Origin of the sequence: Streptomyces sp. NPDC096311 (genome assembly GCF_044763085.1) — a bacterium.
GTDB lineage: Bacteria > Actinomycetota > Actinomycetes > Streptomycetales > Streptomycetaceae > Streptomyces.
The window spans coordinates 103,922-123,895 of sequence record NZ_JBIWFN010000029.1 but is presented as its reverse complement, the minus strand read 5'-3'; the positions used below and the strand labels follow the sequence as shown (position 1 = coordinate 123,895).

Genomic DNA, 19,974 nt, shown 5'->3' with positions numbered 1-19,974 from the left:
GGTTTTGTTTTGCGAGTGGTTCTCTGGCGGGTGTCGGTGGTGCCGGGGGACGGTTTCCGGGATGCGGATGACCCGGGCCGGCACCCGGACGCACACGGCCCGGGGTCCTCTTTCGGGGTGAGTGGCGCGGGCCGTTCGCATGGCGTCGCAGTCCGACGGCCTGTACCTCGGCGGGTGACCGGCGTGTGGTGCGTGCGCATTCGGCCTTGTCTTCCTGGGACACCTCACCAGGGAGGACGCAGCGACGGTCGCAATCAACTACCGCGTCAGCGCGGCGGACGCCGAACGACTGGTTGCGGAGCTGGAGAAGAACCGGTGATCGACGCCTGATCGAGGCAACTGACGCTCACTCGCCACTGGCTACTTGCCCCTGACAGGGGTTTGGCCTCGTGGCGATGGTGGTGTGGAGAGGCGGCGACGTGCCGTCAGCTTGCGGGTGGCCTCTGTGGAGAAGCGGCGCTGGGGCCGAAGGAAGCATGGGACGTCAGCAAATCGACTCTCTGGTGAGTAGACGACCTGATCGACCCAACTCCCCAGACCGGCCCGTCACGTTGGTGTCATGAGCACGCATCAGCCCTGCCCGGGGAGGGACCCGCGGTGCTCGGCAAGGATTCGCCTGGAGGCCTCAGGTGGTGGCCTGCTCGTGAGCCGGGCTGAGGTAGTGCACGGTGGTCTGTTCGGCGTGCGGGATGAGCAGGCCCTGCAACTCCTCGGCTGCGACCTTGAGAAGGTCGCCGTCACGGGTGCCGTGGAGGGTTTCGAGGACGAAGGTGACGTGGGTGGAGTCCTTGGTGACGCGGGTGCGGTGGGCGTCGCGGTGGTTCCAGTGGCGGGTCAGGACGCCAGTGGTGTCGGCGTAGATGATCTCGCCAGGCTTGGGGTTCTCGGTGGTGTCGGGTTCGCCGAGCGGGGTGAAGGTCTCGGTGCCGTCTGCGTGGCGGATGTCGACGTCGCCGGTGACGTGGTCGAGGTCGAAGGCGCCGGCGGGCAGACCGTGGCGGACGGAGACGGCGTTGTAGGAGTCGACGGCCGGGTTGATACGCGGCAGGGACCCCTGCTTCGCGAGGCGGCGGCCGAGCGCGTCGACGCTGGGGCGGATGCGGCGGGGGTTGGTGCCGAAGGCGCGGTAGGCGGTGTGCCACGCCTCGATACGGGGGTTGTCCTCGTTGGCGGGCTGCCAGGCGCCGTCGGCAAGTTGCTGTTCCAGGTCCTCCATGGCGGCGGTGGTGTGGGGCCAGGATTCGTGGCTACGCAGGCCGGTCGCGGTGACCAGGGCGACAAGGGTGTCGGGGAAGGCGTCGGCGACGGCGGGGCTGAGGCGGAAGACGGTCATGAGCGGGGTTCCGTTCCTGTGTGCGGGGGAATGGGCGCGGATCATGGCTTCCAGGGTCCGATGCGGTCCAGGCGGCGACGCTGCTGGAGGGCGGTGGATACGTCGAGGCCCTGGCCGCGCGCGGTGAGGTGGTCGGCGACGGCGGTGCGGTGCTCGACGGGCTTGTGGTCGTCGTACTTGAACTTGGCCACCACGCCGGTGACTTCGAGGCGCAGGCCGCGGATGCCGGGCAGCATCCGGCCGTACGGCGGCTGGTCGACGGCGACGGGGGCGTGGTCGCCGTCGGGCTGGAAGTGGGCGAGTTGGCGGCGCAGCAGCTCGGCCTTGGCCTCGGGGTCGTCGATGATGTGGGCGCGGCAGGTGAACTGGACGGCCGTGTAGTAGCTGGTGGGGACGCCGTCGGTGGGCGGGGTGCCGGCTGTGGCACGCCATGGGCCGGGGATGAATGCGTAGTCGCCGAAGACGGTGAGCAGGACGTTCGGGTCGTGGTCGATCGACTTCCAGGCCGGGTTGGGACGGGCGAGGTGGACCAGGAGGTGGTCGCCGTCACTGGTGAAGTGGGTGGGGACGGCGACGGGCGGATGATGGGGCAGGCCGTTGACGCTCAGGATTCCGAAGTCGTGCCCATCGGCGATCCAACTCTGCCATTCGGCTTCGTCCAGGCTGGTGTCCCAGGGCTGGATGAACATGCTGTGCTCCTTGCGTAGTTGGCGGAGGTGGGGGGAGGGGAGCGGGTTCAGGCGAGAGCGAGGAGGCTGACGGCGACGGCGGCGGTGCCCAGCCCGACGAGCTGGGCGCGACGGATGCGTTCGGCGAGCACGCTGCGGGCGAGCAGGACGGTGCCGGCCGGGTAGAGAGCGGTGATCACGGCGACGACGGTGAGGTCCCCGCTGCGGGCGGCGAGAAGGAACAGCAGGTTCGCCATGGAGTCCAGCACGCCGGCGGCTGTCGACATCGCGTACGCGGGGCGCTCGGAGCCGAGCCTGCGGTACATGAGGCCGGCCGCGGCCAGGGTGACGGCAGAGGAGACCGCCCGGCCGATGATCAGCGGGGCCACGCCGCTGGCGGAGGGTGCCTGGTGCAGGAAGATCAGCTGGAGGGCGATGGCACCGCCCGCGCCGAAGGCCAACAGCAGCGCGGTGCGCGACGGGCGTGCCGACCCGGGGCCATGTCCGGCGCTGACCAGGACCACCGCGACCAGCGCGAGCGGCAGGCCCACCAGCCCGGCGGCGCCGAGGTGCTCGCCCTGCAGGAGGCCCACGCCCACGGGCAGCACGGCGGACACGAGGGCGGTGACGGGCGAGAGTACGTTCATCGGGCCTATCGCCAGGGTGCGGTAGAGCAGGGCGAACGCGGCGGCCGAGGCGATGCCGGACGCGGCGCCCCAGCCGAGGGCGCCGACGCTGAACGAGGCGCCGAGGAACGGCCACAGCAGCAGCTCGACCGCGAGCGAGGCCGGGGCCGCGATCATCACGATACGCAGCACATGAGCCTTACGTGCCCCCAGACCGCCGAGGAAATCGGCGCATCCGTAGGCGAGTGAGCTGCCCAGGGCCAGCAGCAGAGCGATCACGGTACATCCCTTACGATTCGATGGAACGACTAAACGGTACAACAAACCGACTGAGGTGTGTCAACCAAATGACCGGACGGTGCACTACAGTGATCCACAGGCGAGGATGGTGATCGGATGGCCGAGACAGAGGCAGCCCTGCGGACGCTCGCGCACAACGTCAGGACGGCCCGCACCCGCGCGGGCCTGTCCCTGGACGAACTCGGCCGTCGCGCCAAGGTCAGCAAGGGGGCTCTCGTCGGGTTGGAGAAGGCGCAGGGCAACCCGAACTTCGCCACCCTGGTTCGGCTGGCCGACACCCTCGGCGTCTCGGTGTCCGCTCTGCTGGAGGGGCCGTCCGAAGGTCGCGTCCGTGTCGTGGCCGCCGACGCCGTGATGCCGTTGTGGACCGGTGTGCAGGGCAGCGAGGCCCGGCTCATGCTGACGACCTCGGGCCCGGCGCCGGTCGAGGTCTGGCGCTGGAAACTGGAACCGGGCGAGGAGTACCCCAGCCACCCCCACCAGGCCGGAGTCGTGGAAACCGTCAGCGTCACCGCCGGCCGGATGACCCTGATCGTCGACGGCGCCGAGCACACCGTTGAGGTCGGGCAGACCGCCACCTTCGACGGTGACGCCCCCCACACCTACCGCGGCTCCGGCACCGAACCCTGCCACCTGATCATGACGGTCCACCTGCCGCCCGGTCCCGTTTCCACATCCTGAGCCGACGACGCCCGGGGAGGCCGCAGCGGCGCCGTCCCCTTCGTCCCGGCCGCCGACTGCGGACGGCCCCGTACTTGCTGGGCCATGGGCGAGGCCCGGGGACACTGCCTCTCCGCGGCCACGTGTTGATGAATGGTCGATCGCCGAGGTCGTTCAGCCGCGGTACTTCTCGGCGCCGTGAGTTGCGGCCCTTCTCGCGCAGCGCTCCGCGATGCCCTGCAAGAGCCCGGGAAAGCAGCGGACGCCGGACCGAAGGGCACTGTGCCTCCGCAGCCGTGATCGCCGACTCGCGCGGGACGGCCCTGAGCGACAGAACTGCGTGGAGCACAGGGCCACAAATCCCGCTTCGGAGACATGGCCTGGACGCGAAACCGCGCCAGCGGTGCCTTCAGTCGCGAGACCTGCTCAGTTGGCACCAGGGGCGCCAGCTAGGGAAACCAGACCTCGCCGATGCTGTCCTCGCCCTCCTCGCTCCGTTCGACAACGAACGCCGACTCGAAGCGCTCTTCATCCGCGTAGACGGACAGAGCGCCGCCGGTGAGCATATGGAGGAAGCCGTCGTAGTCGAAGAACCCTTCATCACTGATGTCGTATCCCTCACCCAACCGGTCGGGGTCGATGCCCACAGCGGCCAGAGTGGCCCGCGGGTCGCCGGTGATCTCCAGCTCGTCGAAGCCCTCGACCATCAGATCAGGGGTACCGGGCACAGCAACAAGGATCTTCGTGTACGAGGCGCCGAAGTCGCGTTCGCAGACAGCGACGATCCGGGCGTCCGGATGCTTCTTCCTCTGCGTCTGGAACTCGTCCTCCAAAACACTGGCCATGACCCCGTCTTCGACAAGCGCAGGGTCGCTGATCTTCACCGTGGAGCCCCACGCGGCCGCGTGTACGTCGTCCAGCTCTTCCCGGCTGGCCGGGCTTCCCGGATGCTCCAGCCGCGACGGAGCGTACTCACGGCGGATCACCGAGACGGTCGACAGGGACAGCACCGCAGCCCTGGCCGCCTCCGGATCGTGGGCAGTGGCAGGCGGCCGCTCATTGGGCTGGAGCGGGGCCACGAAGGGGGGAAGGACGACGACCAGATGCGCGTGCCCGCTGTGACGGGGATTCACCTGCGTTCCGGGGGATACGGGACTCATGCCGCCGAGCGTATGCCGCAGCCCCCGATCCGGATGTAACGGTCCTGTGGAGAAGGGGAGTTGACCCGGTTGTCGAACTGCGTATCGACTACGGCCGGTACACGCGTGTGTCTAGCGTGAGGTCCGTTCGTCGGCGCCACATCGACCACGGGGGCCCCTGGCGCCACGAACACCCCATGCCCTACGGGGCCCCCACGTGCCAAAACCCATACGCAACCGGCGGTTGCGTGCGCTGCGCCGGTCGGCCGTCGCACTCGCGTGCGCTTCGGTCCTGGCCCTTACCGGGCTTCCCGGAATCACCTTAGCGACCGCTGCGCCGAAGCCGCTGGACCCGGGCAAGCGCTGTGACGAGTTGTACGGCCTGCCGAGCAGCACCAGCCCGACCGTTGACCTGCCGGAGTTCGACGCGTCCCGCGCGAAGTCCCAGTGGGACGAATACGAGTACGTCAACCCTGCCAAGGAGTGGGACGGTCTCGGGCCGCCGTCCGCCGCCAAGGAAGCCGCACTGTCCAAGCTGACCAAGGCCCCGGCGACACAGCCTGACCGGGTCTGGTGGAGGTGGCTCCAGCAGAAGGACAAATATCCCAAGTTCGAGGACTACCGGGACGCGAAGTTCATCACGAACTCCGGGAACGACCCCCGCGGCAAGGCCTTCGAACGGAAGGTGGTCAAGGATCACGGGCTGGTCGGACCGGACTGGATCTGCCAGAAGGAGGTCGAGTTCAAGGACCCCGACACCGGCAAGACCTACCGGCGCAAACTCGACGCCTACAACACGCGGACGAAACAGATCCTGGAGATCAAGTCCAACGGCAGCCCGGACCGCAGAGAGATCCCCAAGGACCTGGCATGGGCCAAGGACCCCAACTGGAAAGACAGCCGGGCCAAGTTCGTCTTCGCCGAGCCTCAGAAGGCCGACGCGAAGAAGTTCCTGGGAGACATGCGCCAGATCGCCGGGGACCGGGTCACCGAGTACAACTACCGCTCCGACCGCGTGGAGCTCGCCCCCAAGGGCGGACAGCGCGCCACGAGCGGTCTGCTGGAGCCCCCGGGCCAGTCCGGCTCCACCCGCGGCGGCGCCACCGACCTGATCCGCGAGTCGCGGCCCACCCCGAAGGACATGGCGGAATACCTGAACCGCAGGAACGTCGCCAACCCGGGTGGTCTGCCCCGTGGCCCCGGCGGCGTCGACTTCTCCACCCTTGACCTGAAGTACATCGGCAAGCCGGTCAAGGGCAAGGGCGTCGACTTCGCGTTCGACGCGAACGAAGACCCCACCGAGAACTCCGGATGGGGCGGCAAAGCCAAGGCCCAGCTCATCTCGGACGCGTTCTTCACCTGGCTCGCCCTGAGCCCCGACAAGTTCTGGGTCAACCTCAACCCGGATGAGCCGGACCGCATCATGGACGCCAAGTTCGGCAAGACCGACGCCGGCCGCGTGCTCCTGGAAGCCGACCTCCAGATGAAGCACGACTTCTACAAGGCCATGGACCCCGATACCGACCTCGGCAAGCGCTATTGGGCGGCCCTGCCCAAGCAGAACGGCTACCCGTGCATGCCCGGCCTGCGCAACTGGATCGAGCCGAAGACCGCGCAGGTCCGCGAGCAGGACGGCGGCATCTACATCCTTGACACCCCGCTGCGCCTGAAGTCGACCGCGCAGACCACGATCACCCCTGGCCCCGGCACGCCGATCTGCACCCCGAACGAGGCCGAGACCAAGGCGGCACAGCGCGTCATCGACCAGATGATCGTCCCCGCGGTGGAGAAGACCATCAACACTGCACCCCAGTACGCCGACCTGCGGCGCGTCTACACCGCGCGTGTCGCCGCCGAGTACATCCGCCAGCAGGACGCCAAGGCGCCCACCGACTACCACAAGATCATCAACAGTGGTGATGTCTCCCGCTGGCCGCTGCGCGCGCCCAACCAGAACTGGACCCGCGAGGCCCTGTTCAACAAGTACCGGTACATCTACACCCACGGCGAGTTCGAGTACAAGATTCCTGCGAACGGCACCGTCCAGGTCTACCTGGTGGGCGGCGTCGACATGTCCAAGCAGCCCAAGCACAACGTCAGCAAGGCCCGCTTCACCGCCCAGCACCCCTACCTGCCCCGACAGGCGCAGACCAGCGTGAAGACCCTCACCGACAACACCGACATGACGGGACAGGTCCTCCTCGGCGCGAACACAGCCGCCGACGACACCGGCACATCCACGCCCACACCCACGCCAACCCCGACACCGACACACACGGGCAAGCCGACCCCCACCCCGACCCACAGCGGTGGAGGCGGCGGAAGCACGCACACCCCGGCACCCGCCACGCCCGCACCCAGTGAGCCCGGCGGTGACCTCGCGCACACCGGCAACGACTCCCCGATCGGCCTGATCTCGGGTATCGCCGCCGCCCTTGCCGTGGCCGGCGGGGCGCTCGTGTGGTGGGTGCGCCGCCGCAAGACCGCCCAGGAGTAGCCTCCCGGCGGACGAACACACACGATGGGGCCGGTACGCGCAATCCGCGTTCCGGCCCCATCATTCTCAGCAGCCCTGGGGGGATGCCGGGCAGCAGGCGAGTCGTTGCCGCCGCCACCGACTTAGCCGGTGCCTGAGGAAGACAGCGCAGCGTTCCGTTGCCAACGGTGACCGCCGATGACCATGTCGGTCAGTCCGGCCTCGCGTCGCCGGTGGTAGTGCCGCGGTGTGGCATGTCGGGTGCGTGTGGGACTTCGGGCGCGAGGAACGCTGCTGTGTCGCGCAGTTCGCGGACGATGTCGATGAGCGCGGTGACGGCGGGGTCGGTGTTGTCGCGGCGCCAGACGATGCGGTGGTCGGCGTAGGGGCTCGGGTCGGTGAAAGGGCGGTAGACGATTCCCGCGAAGGGCCTTGCCGCGGCTGCGCTGGTGATGGTGAGTCCGATGGCCGGGCCGGTGAGCACCAGGGGGAGGAGCCGGTCGAGGCTGGAGATCTCACGGTGGATGGTCACCGTGGCGCCCCGGGATTCGAGCTGGCTGATGAAGTGATCGTGCAGCCAGGGGTTGACCTCGCGCTCGACGATGACAAGGGGTTGGTGGGACAGCTGGGCGGGGTCGATCGTGTCCGAGGTTGCGAGGGGATGACCGGCGGCCAGCACGACCACGAGCGGCTCGCGGGCCACCAGCAATGAGGCCAGCTCGGGTGGGTGCTGGGCGGTCCAGCAGAAGCCGAGGTCGAGGCGGCGGTCGCTGAGCTCGGACAACTGGGCGGTAGTGGTCATCGGCCGCGGGGTCAGCCGTACGGCGGGGAGGCGGGCGTGGAGCGCGGGCACCGCGAGTTGGAACAGGCGCGGACCAAGATCCTCTGCGTACCCCAGACGGAGTTCGTCGACCGTGCCGGTGGCGGCGCGGCGGCCGACGTCGAGAGCATGACGGACGGCGGCGATGGCACTGCGTGCCTCGGGCAGGAACGCCTCACCCACCTCGGTGAGGGTCACGCGGCGGCTGGTCCGGGTGAACAGGGGGGCGCCGAGTTCGCGTTCCAGACGGCGGATCTGCTCGCTGACCGATTGCTGAGTGACATGCATCCGAGCCGCGGCCCGGCCGAAGTGCAGCTCCTCGGCGACGGCGACGGCGTACTCCAGCTGGCGTAGCTCCATCTCCCGATATTGACAGGTTCTGCCTGTTGAACATACGAGCGTTCGTCGTTGATCGTGTCGCGGCGGGGCGCTGTCATGGAGGTCAGGGACCAACCGTCCGACCTGAGGAGTACTGACATGAGGACCTGGTTCATCACCGGAACCTCCAGTGGTTTCGGCCGCCAGATGACCGAGCTGCTGTTGGAGCGCGGCGACCGCGTCGCCGCCACCTTGCGCAATCCCGTGCGACTCGACGACCTGGCCGCACGTCACGGCGACCGGCTGTGGCGCGCGGAGCTGGACGTGACCGACACCGCGCACATGCGGAAGGTCGTGGACAGCGCGTTCGCCGAGCTCGGACGCATCGACGTGGTGGTGTCCAACGCCGGTTACGGCCTCATCGGCCTGGCCGAGGAGCTGACCGACGAGCAGATCCAGCGCCAGATCGACACCAACGTGATCGCACCCATCCAGCTCGCCCGCGCGGTGACGTCACACCTGCGCGCCCAGGGCGGCGGCAATCTCCTGCAGACCTCCAGCATGGGCGGCCACATCGCCTTCCCCGCGATGTCGCTCTATCACACCAGTAAGTGGGGCATCGAGGGCTTCTTCGAGGCGTACGCCCTGGAGACCGAGCCGTTCGGCATCCACACCACGCTGATCGAACCGGGCATGGTTGCCACCGACTTCTACGGCGCAGCGGACATCACCCCTTCAGAGCTGCCCGCCTACGCCGGCACCCAGGCCGCGGACTTCACCCACGGCAAGAACAGCGTGCCCCTGGAGGCCATGCCCGGTGACCCGCGCAAAGTTGCCGAAGCCATGATCCGCATCGGCGACCTCAAGGAGCCGCCGCGGCGTCAGCTCCTCGGTTCCGACGCCTACAGCCTGGTCCACGACGCCCTCACCGCTCGGCTGGAAAGCGCCGAGGCCCAGCGCGAGATCGCCTTCTCCACCGACCGGGACGACTTCGCCCCACCCTCGGAGTGACGCCCTGTTGCCGACTCACCGGAAAGGACCTCCGCGCATGCCCCGCTTCACCGACAAGACCGTCGTCATCACCGGCGCAGTGCAAAGGAACTCGGCCGGGAGCACATCCGGGTCAATGGCGTGCACCCCGGCATCATCGAAAGCCTACGACCCCGCCACCGGTGAGCTCATCGTCGGCATCGACGACCAGCCGATCCCGCGCCTGGCTGACGTCGACGAGATCAGTAGTCTTGTGCTGTTCGTCGGGTCGGACGACGCGGGCCGCCCGACCGGCGCGGAGTGCGTCGCCGGCGGCTACCTACCAGGGTCCGTCCCCGCCGCGAAGTTGTGACTCTCCGCGCTTCGGAGCGGTGCGGCCGGGCCTGGGCTGGGCGCCTCGGGCAGGCGCAGCAGAAAACATGTGCCTGGTGTCCGGCCCGTGAGGGTGAGCGTGCCCTGGTGACAGCGGGCGAGGTCGCGTGCGATGGCGAGCCCCAGGCCAGTGCCGCCGGAATCACGCGAGCGGGCGTCATCGAGCCGGGTGAAGCGTTCGAAGATTCGCTCAGCATCCCCGGTGGGTACGCCCGGTCCGTCGTCGCGCACCGTGGTGACGACCCAGCCGTCCTGATTGCGGACGGTGATCAGGATGTGGTCTGCGGCATGGCGGACGGCGTTGTCGACGAGATTGCGCAGCAGTTGCTCGAGTTCGTTCCGGTTGCCGTGAACGAGTGCGGGACCCGTGCTGTCACATGTGAGGGACAACGGGCGGTCGGCAAGCGGGTATTGCTCGGTCAGGCGGGAGACGAGAACTGCCAGGTCGACAGTGGCGGGCCTGGCCACCGGGACGCGGGCATCGAGGCGGGCTAGGAGCAGGAGATCCTCTGTCTGCCTGGCCGACACCGAGTCTGGACGGGAGCCAACCCTGAAGACACCCGGATCCTTACAGATCTGGCCCTGGTACGTCACTGGGGCGCGTATCACGGTCTACGTCCGCAAGGCGCAGTCCACGGTGGTGGTGGCCGTCGACGGCTGCCCGGTGGACGCGAAGGCATCGCGCGATTCCCACCGGCGCCTGCACCGTCGTCATGAGCTCAGAACTGGGGCATCGAGTCCACCCATGTGGCACGCCAGGCGGGCGGAGGGAACGGCTCCGCGAAGTACTGGGTCTCGTGGGCGACCTTGCCGTCGTGGAATTCCATAATGCTGATGGTGGACGCCGGTTTCCCGTCGTAGTCGATCACATATTCGGTGATCCAAAGATCCCCCCTACCGAGAATCCGGCGGACGGTGAAGGTGAGCTTGGCCGGGTGGTGTGAGCGCAGCGCCTGGAGATTGCGGCGGCCGTGGATGCGCTCACCCGACTGGGGGTAGTCAGTGATGACGTCGTCGTGATAGATCTCGTGCTCGACGTCTTGGTCCCCGGCAGCGGACGCTGCCCAGTGCCGGTCCAGCGCCGCTCGAGTCTGCTGGTCTCCCACCGCGTTCCCTCCGATCACAGAAGTATCGGACGAGATCCATCCAGGCCGTGTCCTCATTCTCTCCCCAGGCAATGCCCCCCGGCCAGCCGTAGCGGGCACTGCGCCAGGGCGATCGGCGAACGGATCACGTTCAGAAGACTTCATTGAGCCGGGTCTCCCCATCCGAGGTGCCGGCCGCCGTGCCCGATCCCCGCCGTGTGCGCGGGCGCCGCTGCCGCCTCGGCGTGCTGCCGGCCCTGTGCCTGACGACGGTGCTCGGCGAAGCCCGCCCCCTCGCGCAGACCGCCCGGTACGCAGCAGACACCGACCCGGAGGTCCGCGTCGGACGTGACCCGGACAGTGAGGCGATGCGCGGCTCGCGCACCGGCGCCAACTCGGCGGGCCACCCGCAGGCTGCCGCCCTGCACGGCACCCAGACCGTCATCACCCAGCGCCAGGTGGCGGCCGAAAAGCAACGAGATCCCGGCGTCCCCTCCGTTGTTGGCACGCTTCGACCTGCACGGCGTGGTCGTCATGGCAGACGCGATGCCGGACCACGCTTCCCCACGCCGTCCAAGCTGTCGAGATCGAGCGACGCCGCGTCAACACCAAGACAGGCAAGGTCCAGACGAGGACGGTCTACGCCGTCACGCCGACTGGACCAACATCACCCCCGCGGCCGACCACTCCCGGTCGACGGCGTCCGCCCGGATGCCGAGGTAACCGTAGTTCGGGCGTGACGGTGGGCCCAGGTCAGGGCTGCGGTTGCGGTCAGTGCGAGGCAGGGGACGGTGAAGCCGGCTCGTGTGCCGCCTGGACCGTCGACGAGTCGACCGACCGTGGCGGCAGAGACGGCGATGCCCGCCGCGCTCGCGGAGTTCGTCCAGGTGAAGGCTTGGGTCAGGACCGACCGATCCATGACCGACTCGAAAAGCGTCGAGGAGGCGATGATGCACGGAGCGACGCCCGCACGGGGGAGCAGGAAGGCAAAGCCGAGCTGCCAGGGGGAGTTGGCCAGGAGCGGCAGCAGCGATGCGCAGGCGAAAAGGGTCAGGATCAGGGACAGTCGGTCCGCGGGCGGGGTGTGCCGGCGGTGTCGCCCGTAGGCCAGACCGGCCGGCAGGCTCGCCGCGCTCATCAGCGGACTGCGGCCGGAACTGCGGTCGGGTGAGGACGGCAGCCCGCCGCCCGTCGCTGCCCTCCGCCAGCGACGCGCCGTGCTCCGCCGTGCCTTCCAGCGGCTCCCTGAGCGAGGCCAACTGCTGCTGTGGCACACGGAGGTCGAGGACATCGCGACACCCGCGGCCCTCGCCGGCCTGGAGGTCGACGAGGCGTGGCTCGAACTCGAACGCGCCCGCACGCGGCTGCGGGTGGAGTCACGGCAGGCCCATCTCGATCTGGCCCCGACGACTACTGCCGCCGATACGGCGGGCTCATCGGGGTCTACGCGTGCCCACGCGCCGTGCGGCCCATGCCCGACATCCAGCGGCACCTCGAGGGGTGCGCGTACTGCCGGACCGCGGCCGAGCAGTTCGACCAGTCGCCGACGCGGCCGCCGCTGTTGCTCGCTGAAGCAGTTCTGGGCTTCGGCGCCGCGGACTACCGCGTGCCGCGTGCCTGGGCCGACGACACGGAGCCGGTCCGGGGCGCACGACGCCCCCGGCACGGGGCCGGGACCGGGCACGGTGGACACCCCCATCGTCCGGTTGCGAATCCCGACTTCGGCGCCGGTGTTGAGGGTCGTCACGAGCCGGCCGCGGCGTTCCGCGGGGCCGTAGCTCGTGCTCGTCGGCGTCGGACTTGCTGGCGGCCACACGGGTGTACCGCGCGGTCACGGACGAGGGCGGGGGAGCGGGCTCCGGAGCCGAGGGAACGGTGTTCCCCGCGCCCACCGCCGGCGATCCGCCGACCGGCGGCTCGTCCGCAGTGCCACCGGACGTCTCCGCCACCGCGGGCGGTGGCACGGATACCCGTTTTCGGAACGCGCGGACCGGTCTGTGCCTCGACGACGACGGCGACCGGGCCACCATCGGTGGCCCCGCGATCACCGCCACCTGCACGGACCGGCCGGGCCGGCTGTGGAGACTCGGCACGGACGGGCTGCTGCGCAACGCGGCGGAACCGGAGCTGTGTCTCGACTCCCCGCAGCCGTTCGGCCTCGAACGCAGCCCGTGCATCATCGCGACCGGCGACCGCGCCGACGACTTCCGCTACGACCTCTCGGCCGATGGGCTGCTCAGCTCCCGTCAGGATTCAGACCTTGTGGTGAACCCGGTCAACGCGGCCACGGGCGCGCCCATCATTCTGAGGACCCTCGACAGTGCCGCACCCGGAAGGGGCTGCCTCTGGACCACGCAGACGGAAACCCCGTTGTCGGCGTACGGCCTCCGCTCCCCAGTTCCCTACGGATGAACGGGGTCTGACGCCGATCTTGTGTGCGCCGTAAGGCGCTGTTGCTTCGAGCGGAGGTCGAAGACCGGGCGCCACGGAGCGCACGCGTCACCCTCCAGGAAGACCTTCTGGCCCGGCTCGCGCCCATAGGTCGCCTCAGCAGCCAGCCGCGGGTAGTGAAGCAGAGTGCCCGCGCACCGTGCGCAGCGGGTGCCGCAGATCATGGGGGGAGGCACTATTTACCTGTAGATGCCTTGGGCGTGACGCGGCCGAGTGGCACGATCTACGGACGGTGCGACACGATGCTTTCTGACACGCTGGTCCAGCCGCGAGGGGACGCGTTCGCCGTCGTGGATGCACGTGGCGTAGTGGTCAGCTGGAGCCCCGGAGCAGAGCGTCTCCTCGGCCACACCGCAGCACAAGCACGGGGGCTGACCGGGGCGAGCCTGCTGTTCTCGCAGGCCGACGCGGCCCGGCTAGCGGGCCTTCGCCCCACCGAAGGTTCCGTCTTTCTCGGTGCCTCAGCACTGCGGCACCGAGACGGCCACGCAGTAGGGGTCGTGATGTGGGCGCACCCCTGCGCGCGCGACCACGCGGAGCAATGGCTCGTGCAGGCCGAAAGCGCGGAAGCGCTGCGGCAGTACGAGCTGCGGCAGGCACTCCTGAGAGGTCTGTTCACAGAGTCGCCGTTCATCATCGACATCTTCGATGCGCGCCTGCGGTTCCTGGCACAGAACCACTCACGCAACCGTGCCCCGGGATTCGCCGACACCGTCGTCGGTCACACTATGCGGGAAGTGGCTCCGCCCGGGCTGCTGGACATGAATGCGCTGGAGGAGCGCCAGCAGCAGGTCTTCGCCAGCGGCAAGGCACTGATCGGCACCGAAGTACACGGGCGTGACCCTCGGGAACCGGACCGCGACGCGGTGTGGTCGGAAAGTATCTTGCCCCTGCGCAGCAGCTCCGGAGAGGTGGTCGCTCTGGCGCACATGGTGTTCGACGTCACCGAGGAGGCCCGTGCACGGGAGCGGCTGGACCTGGTGAACGCGGCAAGTGCCCGGATCGGCAGCAAGCTGGATGTCCTGCACACCGCGAAGGAACTCACCGAGGTGGCCGTGCCGTGGTTCGCCGACTACGCCTACGTGAATCTGCTGGATCCGGTCTTCGGCGGCGAGGAGCCGGTGAGCGGACCGGTCCCGGACACGGTGCCGCTGCGGCGGGCCGCGGAGACGATGCTGCCCGGGGAGCCTGCTTCCATGGCGGTCGGTACGGGTGAGATCGACCCGTTCGCCGCAGCGCCCGGATCGCCCACCGCGCGGGCCCTCGCCCTTGGCAAGCCTGTGCTGCTGACCGGGCAGGAGCTTGATGCGGAGCTGACCACATCAGACTTGGGTCGGGCCGCGGAAATCCGGGAGCGCGGAGTTCATTCCTGGCTGATGGTCCCTATGCATGCGCGCGGTGCCGTGTTGGGTGTGGTGGTGTTCGCGCGCTTCGCCCGAGCGCATCCCTTCGAGACCGACGACATCCTGCTGGCCGAGGAGTTCGTGACGCGTGCGGGGGTCTGCATCGACAACGCGAGCCGGTATACCCGCGAACGGGCCACGGCCGCGGCGCTGCAGCGCAGTCTGCTGCCGCAGCACCTGCCGGTCCTCGGCGGCGTGGAGACCGTGTCGCGCTACCTGCCGGCGAACGGGCAGGTGGCACTGGGCGGTGCATGGTTCGACGTCATTCCCCTGTCGGGTGCGCGGGTCGCGCTGGTGGTGGGCGATGCCGGGGGACGCGGACTGCACGCCGCGGTGACCATGGCCCGGCTGCGGACCGCGGTACGCACCCTGGCAGAGCTGGACTACTCTCCCGAAGAACTGCTCACTCATCTGGACGACCAGGTCAAGCGGCTCCGGGACGAGCAGAGCGGCGGACCGGCTGCCGACAAGCCGTCGCCGACGTGTCTTTACGCGATCTTCGACCCGATCTCAGGGTCTTGCGCCCTGGCAAGCGCTGGCCATCCCCCGCCGACGCTGCTGGCGACGTGCGGAGGGGTGAAAGCCATCGAGATCCCCTCGGGCGCGCCGCTGGGCGCGGGCGGCATCCCCTTCGAATCCGGAGAGGTGACGCTCACCGACGGGGACACCCTGGTGCTCTACACCGTGGGGCTGAGCAAACCCTGGGGCAACAGTGCCGACGCCCGGGCCCGGCTCCGTACGACATTGTCATGGCAACGCCCCGTGCCGGCCCCGCAGGACGCGGGCCCGCCCGGTGGCGTCGGCGGTCTCTGCGACGAGGTACTGCGCAGGCTCCTTCCGGACCGCCTCCAGGACGACGTGGCGCTGCTGCTGGCGCGGGTACGCGCCCTGACCCCCGAGCACCACATGTCCTGGGAGTTGGCTGCCGAGCCCGAGTCTGCCGGGCAGGCACGTGCCGTGGTGACGCAGTGGCTGGCCGCCTGGGGATTGGAGGAGCTGGCTTTCACCACCGAGCTGCTGGTCAGCGAGCTGGTCACCAACGCGATCCGCTACGGCACGCCCCCCGTCACGCTGCGGCTGATCCGCGACCGCAGCCTGATCTGCGAAGTCTCCGACGGCAGTAGCACCTCCCCGCACATACGACGCGCCCTGGACACCGACGAGGGAGGACGCGGACTGTTCATGGTCGCGCAGTTCGCCAAGCTCTGGGGCACCCGGTACCACACGAGGGGCAAGACGATCTGGGCAGAGCAGCCGCTCCCGCAGAGTACGGACACCGACGGGGCAGGGGCTACATCGTCGGCGAACCGCTCCGTAGAACAGGGCACCTGTATGCAGGGCACCGGCCTCGAAGACATATGAGCGCGCATCCCGAGACGGCGCCGCTCCTTGGGAGGACCAGGCCGCAGTCGTCCTCGAACTGACGGCGACCGAGGCTCGGCACTGGACAGGACAACCGAAGAAGGAGGCGACTCCGGAAGTCGGCGTGTTGACCGTGGATTCCCCCGTCGTCCCGCCGATGAGGAGTCTCCTGGTGATCACACTGGGAATCGACCTGCACAAGTCCACGCACACCGCCACCGCGGTGGATCCAGCGACGCACCAACCGATCGCGACGATCCGTAGAGAAGGATCGCCATCATCCAGATTCGCAAGCCTGGCAGCCCCGGACGTATCTCCTACCACCGGAAGATCGCAGAAGGCAAGACCGCCGGGGAATCCCGATGATGCCTCAAAAGACGTCTGGCCGACCACATACGGCGCACCATGGTCAACGACCAGACGATCTATGTATGGCGTCGCCAGTACCTCATCGATACTGGGCAGTTGCCCGGCATGAACAGCAGCGACCTGTGCGAACTCGCTGCGGCCTGCAAGCATGTCGCCGAGCTGTCTCGCGCCTGCATCGTGACCACTTCGACCCTGACTGGCTGAAGCGGCACAAGTCCAAGGAGACCACCGTCGTGCTGACCGGCTACCCCGTCCCTGATCTGCATGACGCCTGAACAGGGGACCGACGACCTGCACGCGGCTTGCGGAGACAACCGGGAAGAGCCGTTCGAGACGGGGCGCCGGAGCGAGGTCACCGGCACGTCTTCCGCGCCCCGGCACACCGTCAGGGTGACCGTCGGCGCAGAGGGCGACGTCTCGGAGATTGACCTCCCCATCGATGCCTACCAGCCGATGGCCCCGAAAGAGCTGTCCGAGGTACTGGTGACCGCGGTTTCGGAGGCTCAGAAAAGGGCCTTGGAGCAGGTGGCCGAGTGGACCTCGGCCCCCCGCCCTCCGGAAGCCGAGATCGGCAATCCACCTCGAGGCGGGTGCGAACCGGCCCGACCGCCGTCCGAGAAACTCAACTCGCCGCCGTCCGTGGGCGCGAACGCCGACGACGGTAAGCCCGGGAACTCGGGTCTTCTCCGGTGGATTGCCCCGGGAGACTTCGCCGACTGACGGCAGGCCTTTCCGATCCGGATTGGCCGCAGGGTGAGGCGACAGGGGGCCGGAGGCAGGAAGCCCCGGGGCTCCGGGCAGCACTCCTGGCGACATGATTTTCGAAGTGGTTGGATCGCTCCAGGATTGGTGATCTGGGGGTGCGGGGTGGCACGGCCGAAGCCGTGGGAAGTCGATGACGAGCTGTGAGTGGTGATCGAGCCGCTGCTGCCCAAGGTTGAGCGTCGGATGCGGTACCCGGGGCGCAAGCGGCATCCTGACCGGCTGGTGTTCCAGGGCATCCTGTTCGTGCCGCATACCGGGATCGTCTGGGAACGCCTGCCGCAGGAACTCGGCTTCGGGTCGGTTGTGACCAGCAGGCGTCGCCTGGCCGAGTGGGCCGAGGCCGGGGCGTGGCCCCGGCTGCACGAGGTTCTGCTTGCCAAGCTGCGCGGCGCGAGCGTCCTGGACTTCTCCCGGGCTGCTGTCGACGGCTCCCGCATCCGGGCGTTAAGGGGGAGCCAAGACCGCACGAGGCCCCGTCGGCCGGGGCAGGACGGGCAGCGAGCATCATGTGATCACGGACGCCATCGGCATCCCGCTCGCCACCACCTTGACCGGCGGCAACCGCAACGACGTCACCCATCGACTCCGCAGCATCCGCTGTGAATGAGCTGTGCGTTCCTCTTGACTCGACGTACAACAACGACGATCCTCGTGGGCGAATCTCGCGCTGGGCATGACAATTTCAGGCCAAGGTCCACGGGGGCGTTGGCCGGCCTGGAGCGTCGACCGCGCATCCCGCCGACCGAGGGACGTGGGCCGTGACCCCGACCAGTCGCCCGTACCGCAGAGGCAAGCACGTCACCATGGTGTCGCTGCTGCTCCTCCTGTTGTCCTTCGCCCTTGGCCCCACCCCGAGTGCGGCGGCGGGCGGCGACTGGTGGGACCCGGTCGCACGGCCCGCACCAGACTCCCGGATCGACGTCATCGGCGAGCCGTTCACCGGCACCGACGCGGACGGTCACGTGCGCGGCTTCGTCGACGCCCATGACCACCTGTTCGCCAACGAGGCGTTCGGCGGCCGGCTCATCTGCGGCAAGGTCTTCTCCGAGGCCGGTATCGCCGACGCGCTCAAGGACTGTCCCGAGCATTACCCCGACGGCTCCCTCGCCATCTTCGACTTCATCACCAAGGGGGGCGACGGTCGGCACGACCCGGTCGGCTGGCCCACCTTCAAGGACTGGCCCGCCCACGACTCGCTCACCCACCAGCAGAACTACTACGCGTGGGTGGAACGCGCCTGGCGCGGCGGCCAGCGCGTGCTGGTCAACGACCTCGTCACCAACGGCGTGATCTGCTCCGTGTACTTCTTCAAGGATCGCAGCTGCGACGAGATGACCTCGCTCAGGCTCCAGGCAAGGATGACCTACGACCTCCAGGCCTACGTCGACAAGATGTACGGCGGCCCCGGCAAGGGCTGGTTCCGGATCGTCACCGACAGCGCCCAGGCCCGCGAGGTCATCCAGCAGGGCAAGCTGGCGGTCGTCCTCGGGGTCGAGACCTCCGAACCCTTCGGCTGCAAGATGATCCTGGACGTCCCGCAGTGCGACAAGGGCGACATCGACCGGGGTCTGGACGAGCTGTACTCGCTGGGCGTGCGCAGCATGTTCTTGTGCCACAAGTTCGACAACGCGCTGTGCGGCGTGCGCTTCGACTCCGGCACGCTCGGAACCGCCATCAACGTCGGGCAGTTCCTGTCCACCGGCACCTTCTGGAAGACCGAGAAGTGCACCGGTCCCCAGCACGACAACCCCATCGGTTCGGCCGCGGCGCCCGAGGCCGAGGCGAAGCTCCCGCCCGGCGTGAGCGTCCCGTCGTACGGCACGGACGCCCAGTGCAACAGCCGCGGTCTCACCGACCTCGGCGAGTACGCCGTGCGCGGCATGATGAAGCGCAGGATGATGCTGGAGATCGACCACATGAGCGTCAAGGGCGTCGGTCGCGTGCTCGACATCTTCGAGTCCGCCTCCTACCCCGGCGTGCTCTCCTCCCACAGCTGGATGGACATCGACTGGACCGACCGGGTCTACGGCCTCGGCGGCTTCGTCGCCCAGTACATGCACGGCTCGGAGGGGTTCGTCGCCGAGGCGAATCGCACCAAGGCCCTGCGCGACAAGTACGGCGTCGGCTACGGCTACGGCACCGACATGAACGGCGTCGGCGGCTGGCCAGGACCGCGCGGTGCGGACGCCCCGAACAAGGTCACCTACCCGTTCCGCAGCGCCGACGGCGGCTCCCTCATCGACCGGCAGACCACGGGGCAGCGCACCTGGGACTTGAACACGGACGGAGCCGCGCACTACGGCCTCGTCCCGGACTGGATCGAGGACATCCGCAAGGTCGGCGGCCAGAGCGTGGTCGACGATCTATTCCGCGGTGCCGAGTCCTATCTCGGCACCTGGGGAGCCACGGAACAGCACCAGGCATCGGTGGATCTGGCCAGAGGAGCGCCGGCCACAGCCAGTTCGACCGAGTGGAACCCGTTCGTCAGTTACGCGCCCAGCCGCGCCGTCGACGGCACCCGGGACACCCGCTGGGCCAGCGACTGGAGCGACGACCAGTGGTTGCAAGTCGACCTGGGCGCCACCCACCGGGTCGGGGGCGTCACCCTCGACTGGGAACGTGCCTACGCGAAGTCGTACCGCATCGAACTGTCCACCGACGGTGTGAACTGGCAGACCGTCTGGTCCACGACCACCGGCGACGGCGGACTGGACACCGCCCACTTCAGCGGCACACCCGCTCGCTACGTCCGCGTCCACGGCCTGCAACGCGGCACCGGCTGGGGCTACTCGCTCTGCGACGTCGGCGTCCACAGCGACTGACAGCAGCGATCGACA

17 protein-coding genes and 2 pseudogenes are annotated in these 19,974 nt (G+C 68.8%); 10 read left to right on the top strand and 9 right to left on the bottom strand.

The annotated features are described in order from the left end of the window. Positions 1 to 625 precede the first annotated feature (625 nt). The 3 genes from ACIRA5_RS47295 to ACIRA5_RS47285 are packed head-to-tail and all read right to left on the bottom strand — an operon-like array spanning position 626 to position 2,906. Positions 626 to 1,333: a B3/4 domain-containing protein gene (locus ACIRA5_RS47295; protein WP_403702919.1), complete on the bottom strand. Its 708-nt coding sequence runs from the start codon at positions 1,331 to 1,333 to the stop codon at positions 626 to 628. Between the two features lie 41 nt (positions 1,334 to 1,374). Then, positions 1,375 to 2,022 (bottom strand): FMN-binding negative transcriptional regulator, encoded by a 648-nt coding sequence (locus ACIRA5_RS47290; RefSeq protein WP_403702916.1) that lies wholly within the window; start codon positions 2,020 to 2,022, stop codon positions 1,375 to 1,377. 47 nt (positions 2,023 to 2,069) lie between these two features. Further along, positions 2,070 to 2,906, bottom strand: a complete 837-nt coding sequence (locus ACIRA5_RS47285; RefSeq protein WP_403702913.1) for an EamA family transporter — start codon at positions 2,904 to 2,906, stop codon at positions 2,070 to 2,072. Positions 2,907 to 3,023: 117 nt separating this feature from the next. Between ACIRA5_RS47285 and ACIRA5_RS47280 the strand changes: the two genes are divergently transcribed. Next, positions 3,024 to 3,608: a helix-turn-helix domain-containing protein gene (locus ACIRA5_RS47280; RefSeq protein ID WP_403702910.1), complete on the top strand. Its 585-nt coding sequence runs from the start codon at positions 3,024 to 3,026 to the stop codon at positions 3,606 to 3,608. A 428-nt stretch (positions 3,609 to 4,036) separates the two neighbouring features. On the opposite strand, the gene ACIRA5_RS47275 is transcribed toward ACIRA5_RS47280, so the two are convergent. Continuing rightward, entirely contained in the window at positions 4,037 to 4,747 is a 711-nt protein-coding gene (locus tag ACIRA5_RS47275; RefSeq protein ID WP_403702907.1) for a DUF6333 family protein, read from the bottom strand. A gap of 196 nt (positions 4,748 to 4,943) precedes the next feature. On the opposite strand from ACIRA5_RS47275, the gene ACIRA5_RS47270 reads away from it, so the two are divergent. Then, positions 4,944 to 7,223: a hypothetical protein gene (locus tag ACIRA5_RS47270; RefSeq protein ID WP_403702904.1), complete on the top strand. Its 2,280-nt coding sequence runs from the start codon at positions 4,944 to 4,946 to the stop codon at positions 7,221 to 7,223. Positions 7,224 to 7,413: 190 nt separating this feature from the next. Here ACIRA5_RS47270 and ACIRA5_RS47265 read toward each other — a convergent pair whose 3' ends face one another. Further along, positions 7,414 to 8,382: a LysR family transcriptional regulator gene (locus tag ACIRA5_RS47265; RefSeq protein WP_403702901.1), complete on the bottom strand. Its 969-nt coding sequence runs from the start codon at positions 8,380 to 8,382 to the stop codon at positions 7,414 to 7,416. Between the two features lie 117 nt (positions 8,383 to 8,499). Here ACIRA5_RS47265 and ACIRA5_RS47260 point away from each other — a divergent pair, with 117 nt between their 5' ends. Both ACIRA5_RS47260 and ACIRA5_RS47255 read left to right on the top strand, forming a co-directional pair. Further along, the gene (locus tag ACIRA5_RS47260) at positions 8,500 to 9,351 is read left to right on the top strand and encodes an SDR family oxidoreductase (RefSeq protein WP_403702898.1); all 852 of its coding nucleotides are present in this window, start codon (positions 8,500 to 8,502) and stop codon (positions 9,349 to 9,351) included. A gap of 37 nt (positions 9,352 to 9,388) precedes the next feature. Then, complete coding sequence (locus ACIRA5_RS47255) at positions 9,389 to 9,682, top strand: hypothetical protein (protein ID WP_403702896.1); 294 nt, start codon at positions 9,389 to 9,391, stop codon at positions 9,680 to 9,682. On the opposite strand, the pseudogene ACIRA5_RS47250 reads toward ACIRA5_RS47255, so the two are convergent. The 4 genes and pseudogenes from ACIRA5_RS47250 to ACIRA5_RS47235 form a co-directional block, all read right to left on the bottom strand. After that, a pseudogene (locus ACIRA5_RS47250) lies at positions 9,646 to 10,215 on the bottom strand (sensor histidine kinase); the annotation flags it as partial. The gene ACIRA5_RS47255 and the pseudogene ACIRA5_RS47250 sit on opposite strands and share 37 nt — an antisense overlap. A gap of 206 nt (positions 10,216 to 10,421) precedes the next feature. Continuing rightward, a complete protein-coding gene (locus ACIRA5_RS47245; RefSeq protein ID WP_403702893.1) occupies positions 10,422 to 10,808 on the bottom strand; it encodes a nuclear transport factor 2 family protein in 387 nt (128 codons plus the stop codon). 140 nt (positions 10,809 to 10,948) lie between these two features. After that, positions 10,949 to 11,323, bottom strand: a complete 375-nt coding sequence (locus ACIRA5_RS47240) for a hypothetical protein (RefSeq protein WP_403702890.1) — start codon at positions 11,321 to 11,323, stop codon at positions 10,949 to 10,951. 131 nt (positions 11,324 to 11,454) lie between these two features. Next, positions 11,455 to 11,925 (bottom strand): hypothetical protein, encoded by a 471-nt coding sequence (locus ACIRA5_RS47235; protein ID WP_403702887.1) that lies wholly within the window; start codon positions 11,923 to 11,925, stop codon positions 11,455 to 11,457. A 662-nt stretch (positions 11,926 to 12,587) separates the two neighbouring features. Between ACIRA5_RS47235 and ACIRA5_RS47230 the strand changes: the two genes are divergently transcribed. The 6 genes and pseudogenes from ACIRA5_RS47230 to ACIRA5_RS47205 all read left to right on the top strand — a co-directional run bounded on the left by ACIRA5_RS47230 (position 12,588) and on the right by ACIRA5_RS47205 (position 19,959). Then, positions 12,588 to 13,199 carry a ricin-type beta-trefoil lectin domain protein gene (locus ACIRA5_RS47230; RefSeq protein WP_403702884.1) on the top strand — a complete coding sequence of 204 codons (612 nt, stop codon included), beginning with the start codon at positions 12,588 to 12,590 and terminating at the stop codon, positions 13,197 to 13,199. Positions 13,200 to 13,786: 587 nt separating this feature from the next. Next, positions 13,787 to 16,003, top strand: coding sequence for a SpoIIE family protein phosphatase (locus ACIRA5_RS47225; protein WP_403702881.1), 2,217 nt, complete (start codon positions 13,787 to 13,789; stop codon positions 16,001 to 16,003). Between the two features lie 405 nt (positions 16,004 to 16,408). Beyond that, positions 16,409 to 16,576 (top strand): hypothetical protein, encoded by a 168-nt coding sequence (locus ACIRA5_RS47220; RefSeq protein WP_403702878.1) that lies wholly within the window; start codon positions 16,409 to 16,411, stop codon positions 16,574 to 16,576. A gap of 60 nt (positions 16,577 to 16,636) precedes the next feature. Further along, entirely contained in the window at positions 16,637 to 17,092 is a 456-nt protein-coding gene (locus tag ACIRA5_RS47215; protein ID WP_403702873.1) for a YbaB/EbfC family nucleoid-associated protein, read from the top strand. 189 nt (positions 17,093 to 17,281) lie between these two features. Beyond that, positions 17,282 to 17,714: pseudogene (locus ACIRA5_RS47210) on the top strand (transposase); the annotation flags it as partial. Between the two features lie 226 nt (positions 17,715 to 17,940). Continuing rightward, positions 17,941 to 19,959, top strand: coding sequence for a discoidin domain-containing protein (locus ACIRA5_RS47205; RefSeq protein ID WP_403702937.1), 2,019 nt, complete (start codon positions 17,941 to 17,943; stop codon positions 19,957 to 19,959). The last annotated feature ends 15 nt before the right edge of the window (positions 19,960 to 19,974 follow it).

Excerpts from the sequence above, each read along its gene's own strand:
- ACIRA5_RS47275 (WP_403702907.1), bottom strand. The coding sequence starts at position 4,747 with ATGAGTCCCGTATCCCCCGGAACGCAGGTGAATCCCCGTCACAGCGGG.
- ACIRA5_RS47235 (WP_403702887.1), bottom strand. The coding sequence starts at position 11,925 with ATGAGCGCGGCGAGCCTGCCGGCCGGTCTGGCCTACGGGCGACACCGC.
- ACIRA5_RS47240 (WP_403702890.1), bottom strand. The coding sequence starts at position 11,323 with ATGACGACCACGCCGTGCAGGTCGAAGCGTGCCAACAACGGAGGGGAC.
- ACIRA5_RS47265 (WP_403702901.1), bottom strand. The coding sequence starts at position 8,382 with ATGGAGCTACGCCAGCTGGAGTACGCCGTCGCCGTCGCCGAGGAGCTG.
- ACIRA5_RS47255 (WP_403702896.1), top strand. The coding sequence starts at position 9,389 with ATGCCCCGCTTCACCGACAAGACCGTCGTCATCACCGGCGCAGTGCAA.
- ACIRA5_RS47205 (WP_403702937.1), top strand. The coding sequence starts at position 17,941 with ATGGTGTCGCTGCTGCTCCTCCTGTTGTCCTTCGCCCTTGGCCCCACC.
- ACIRA5_RS47260 (WP_403702898.1), top strand. The coding sequence starts at position 8,500 with ATGAGGACCTGGTTCATCACCGGAACCTCCAGTGGTTTCGGCCGCCAG.
- ACIRA5_RS47220 (WP_403702878.1), top strand. The coding sequence starts at position 16,409 with ATGGTCAACGACCAGACGATCTATGTATGGCGTCGCCAGTACCTCATC.
- ACIRA5_RS47215 (WP_403702873.1), top strand. The coding sequence starts at position 16,637 with ATGACGCCTGAACAGGGGACCGACGACCTGCACGCGGCTTGCGGAGAC.
- ACIRA5_RS47295 (WP_403702919.1), bottom strand. The coding sequence starts at position 1,333 with ATGACCGTCTTCCGCCTCAGCCCCGCCGTCGCCGACGCCTTCCCCGAC.
- ACIRA5_RS47280 (WP_403702910.1), top strand. The coding sequence starts at position 3,024 with ATGGCCGAGACAGAGGCAGCCCTGCGGACGCTCGCGCACAACGTCAGG.
- ACIRA5_RS47290 (WP_403702916.1), bottom strand. The coding sequence starts at position 2,022 with ATGTTCATCCAGCCCTGGGACACCAGCCTGGACGAAGCCGAATGGCAG.